Raw genomic sequence first — 3,592 nt, 5'->3', positions numbered from 1 at the left:
TTCAGCGGTGCCCTGAACTTCGATAAAGCCACCGGAACCGGTCATGATGACATTCATATCGGTTTCGGCTTTGGAGTCTTCTGCGTAATCCAGATCCAGCACCGCTTCGCCTTCGTAGATACCAACAGACACTGCGGCAATCTCATGTTTCAGAGGGTTGCCTTTCATCGCGCCGTTTTTATCCTGCTTCAGCACGTTGATAGCATCAACCAGCGCAACATAAGCACCTGTAATCGAGGCTGTACGTGTACCACCGTCGGCCTGAATAACGTCACAGTCGATGGTGATGGTGTTCTCACCCAGCTTTTTCAGGTCCAGTGCGGCACGCAAGCTACGGCCGATCAGGCGCTGAATCTCAGTGGTACGTCCGCTCTGCTTGCCGCGGGCGGCTTCACGGCCATTACGCGAGTTCGTTGAACGAGGCAGCATGCCGTATTCAGCAGTGACCCAACCGCTACCACTACCGCGCAGGAAGCGTGGTACACCGCGCTCAACAGATGCAGTGCAAATCACCTTGGTGTTGCCAAATTCAATCAGCACTGAGCCTTCTGCATGGCAGGTGAAGTTGCGGGTGATTTTCACCGGACGCATCTGGTCCGGTTGACGGCCACTCGGGCGTAACTTGTTCAGACCGAGATTGTTCAGCTGTTCGGAGATGCTGGAGCTCATACGTATTAACTACCGTTGCTTGTTTTCCGTACACCGCAGATAGCCGCTGTGTACGCTTGGCTGTTAGAATGAAGCCTGCATTCTAATCGAGATAAAGCCATATGACACGTAGTATGACCGCTTTTGCCCGGCAGGAGGCCGAGCATTCCTGGGGTTCCCTGATCTGGGAGATCCGTTCCGTCAATCATCGTTATCTGGAACCTCACCTGCGCATGCCGGAAAGTCTGCGTGAGCTGGAAGGGTCTCTGCGTGAACAGCTGCGTAAGAAGCTGAGTCGCGGCAAAGTTGAATGCACGCTGCGTTTTCACCCTGAAGCTCAGGCGCAACAGCTGACGGTGAACAGCGAGTTTGCCAAAGAACTGATTGCGGCGGCCGATGAAGTGGCAGCATTGTCACTGTCGGGTAACACTCAGCCGATGAATCCGTTGGATGTCCTGCGCTGGCCAGGTGTATTGCAAGATGCTCAGATCGATATGGATCAGGTAAAAGCCGAAGCACTGAAATTATTTGGCAGTGCATTGGATGATCTGATTGCCGGTCGTGAACGCGAAGGGGTTGAGTTGAATGCGCTGATTGAGCAGCGTCTGGTATCGATCTCCGAGATCGTGGTTGAAGTGCGCAGCAAGCTGCCACAGATCCTGCAGGCGCAGCGCGATAATCTGCGCAGCCGTCTGGAAGAGCTGAAAGAGGATCTGGATGAAGGCCGTCTTGAACAGGAGATGGTGATATTGGCACAGAAAGCGGATGTGGATGAAGAGATGGACCGTCTCAATACGCATGTGCTGGAAGTGCGTCGCGTATTGAAGCAAAAAGGCCCGATCGGTCGCCGACTCGACTTCCTGATGCAGGAGCTGAACCGCGAAGCTAATACGTTATCTTCCAAATCCATTGTCGCCGATACCACTCAGTGCGCGGTGGAGCTGAAGGTGTTGATTGAGCAGATGCGTGAGCAGATCCAAAACATCGAATAGTTTTTTTACCCGTCCAAGAATGTCTTAAAAGCCCTGTTATTTGCTTGTAAATACAGGGCTTTTTTATTTTCCCCGTCCAAATCGGTTTGCAGATGTCCGTTACCAGTTGCTGTTTAAGTGGTGGGCAAAATGGTGGGCAAGACCTGTTTTTTTGACTCAATAAGCAAAAAGTCAAGGTATCTGGTGAGCAGATTTTTGCATCTATCTCACCACCGCCTTATGACATCCCCACTTATCGTGCTGCTTGCAGATTGTTCAATCACTCAACTATCGAACCAATCGATAAACAAACAGTGGTGGGCAATGGTGAGCAAATTTTAACGATTTCTTAGGAATATAGAGTAACAAACGATGGCAAAACTAACCGCAACTCAGGTGCAATCTTATGCTCGCACCGCAGCAGCAAACAAAAAATACAGTGATGGTAATGGCCTATATTTTTGCGTAAGAAAATCTGGCATGCCGTATTGGATGCTAAGGTATACCAGCCTAAACGGACGACGAGAAGCCACGCTCGGTCAATATCCAAGTATGACCTTAGCAGAGGCTCGACTTGAATCGTCTAAAATGCAGCTACAACTTCAGCAAGGTGAAGATCCATTAGCAATTCGCGCTATTGAAACCATCCCAGAGATCCAAAATGTCAGCCAGCTGTTTCAAGACTGGTATGCCAAAGACTTAAGTCGCCGGTTAAAGCACCCCAATATACCCAAACGTGTTTTTACCAAAGAGATTGCACCAGTGATTGGTCAACTCCCTATCCAAGCAGTCCGTCCAACACATGTACGTGAAGTATTAGAGCGCATTCGAGAAAGTAACCGCCCTACCATTGCCAACGATACCTTGATGTACATGAAGCAGCTGTTTCGACATGCGATAAAGCTCGACTTAACGCTGAACAACCCAGCCGCAGCATTTACCGTGGTCGATGCCGGTGGCGTGGAGTCCAGTAAAGACAGGATGCTCAGCAAAGAGGAAATTCACTACGCCTTTAGTGTGTTTCATACCCATATCAATAGCTTTGGCCGCGACAACTACCTCGCTTGCTGCCTGTTTTTGGTGTTGGGCGTACGCAAAAGCGAACTGTGCGAAGCCATGTGGCGTGAAATGGACTTAACCACAGGCGTGTGGGATCTACCCAAAGAACGCAGCAAAACCGGCGTGCCAATCAGCATTCCCTTACCACGCCAAGCCATTGCTTGGTTTAAAGAGTTGCAAATCCGCGCTTGTGGCTCGCCTTATGTTTTCCCAGCCAGACGAGCAAGCCATCGTCCACATATGGGGCCAGATACGCTAAACCGCGCCATTTCTAAACTCTTTGGTCGCGAGCCTGGGCGCAAAAAACAGCCACCCAATAAAATGGGTAAACTTGAACACTTCACCGTACACGATTTACGCCGTACCTTTCGCAGCCTTGCCGCCTCTTTAGGCATTGCAGGCAACGTGGCCGAACGCTGTCTTAACCATAAGCTAAAAGGCGTTGAGGGTATCTACGACCGCCACGATTACTTTGAAGAGCGCCGTATTGCTCATCAAACCGTGGCTGATGTGATCGAACCGCTGGTGAACTTTGAGCCCGCTTCACAATACAAAATCGGAGGGCGCTAACATGCAGTTTATGATGCGACTTGCCCCCATTACCTTTCCAATAGCCATGCTGGCAGGCCTTGGCTGGTGTATTGGCATTGCCTTACTAGAACAACCTCATGGCATAGGCTACGCGCTTACTCGGTATTGCCTGATGGTATTCGTGGTACTCGCTCCATGGCTGACGCTAAAACTCACGTTCTACGTGATTGTCAGCCTAGGACGCAAGCTGGGGCTCATTCCGCCTGCACGCCCAACGTACAGCCTAGGTTATGAAGAATCACTCTATTGGTTCAGAGTATTAGCCTTCTTCGATGGCAAACGCAGCCGTATGCCAAAAAAGCCAATCAGGCGAAACTAGCAGC

General features: G+C 50.5%; 4 protein-coding genes. 3 read left to right on the top strand and 1 reads right to left on the bottom strand.

Going from position 1 to position 3,592, the window contains the following annotated elements:
• Window positions 1–669, bottom strand: a 669-nt coding sequence (gene rph / locus ABYW01_RS16775) for a ribonuclease PH (protein WP_372834909.1), incomplete at its 3' end; no start/stop codon positions are given.
• 101 nt (window positions 670–770) lie between these two features.
• Here rph and ABYW01_RS16770 point away from each other — a divergent pair.
• The 3 genes from ABYW01_RS16770 (at window position 771) to ABYW01_RS16760 (ending at window position 3,588) form a co-directional block, all read left to right on the top strand.
• Window positions 771–1,640 (top strand): YicC/YloC family endoribonuclease, encoded by an 870-nt coding sequence (locus tag ABYW01_RS16770; protein WP_372834906.1) that lies wholly within the window; start codon window positions 771–773, stop codon window positions 1,638–1,640.
• 351 nt (window positions 1,641–1,991) lie between these two features.
• Window positions 1,992–3,248 (top strand): tyrosine-type recombinase/integrase, encoded by a 1,257-nt coding sequence (locus ABYW01_RS16765; RefSeq protein WP_372834903.1) that lies wholly within the window; start codon window positions 1,992–1,994, stop codon window positions 3,246–3,248.
• Between the two features lies 1 nt (window position 3,249).
• Complete coding sequence (locus ABYW01_RS16760) at window positions 3,250–3,588, top strand: hypothetical protein (RefSeq protein ID WP_372834901.1); 339 nt, start codon at window positions 3,250–3,252, stop codon at window positions 3,586–3,588.
• Window positions 3,589–3,592: the final 4 nt, after the last annotated feature.

Source organism: Pontibacterium sp. (assembly GCF_041587635.1).
Lineage (GTDB): Bacteria > Pseudomonadota > Gammaproteobacteria > Pseudomonadales > Balneatricaceae > Pontibacterium.
The sequence above is the reverse complement of the archived record's forward strand: the minus strand, read 5'-3'. Positions and strand labels throughout refer to the sequence as shown.

What these genes read in the sequence shown, in the direction of transcription:
- ABYW01_RS16770 (WP_372834906.1), top strand. Translation starts at nt 771, where the DNA reads ATGACACGTAGTATGACCGCTTTTGCCCGGCAGGAGGCCGAGCATTCC.
- ABYW01_RS16765 (WP_372834903.1), top strand. Translation starts at nt 1,992, where the DNA reads ATGGCAAAACTAACCGCAACTCAGGTGCAATCTTATGCTCGCACCGCA.
- ABYW01_RS16760 (WP_372834901.1), top strand. Translation starts at nt 3,250, where the DNA reads ATGCAGTTTATGATGCGACTTGCCCCCATTACCTTTCCAATAGCCATG.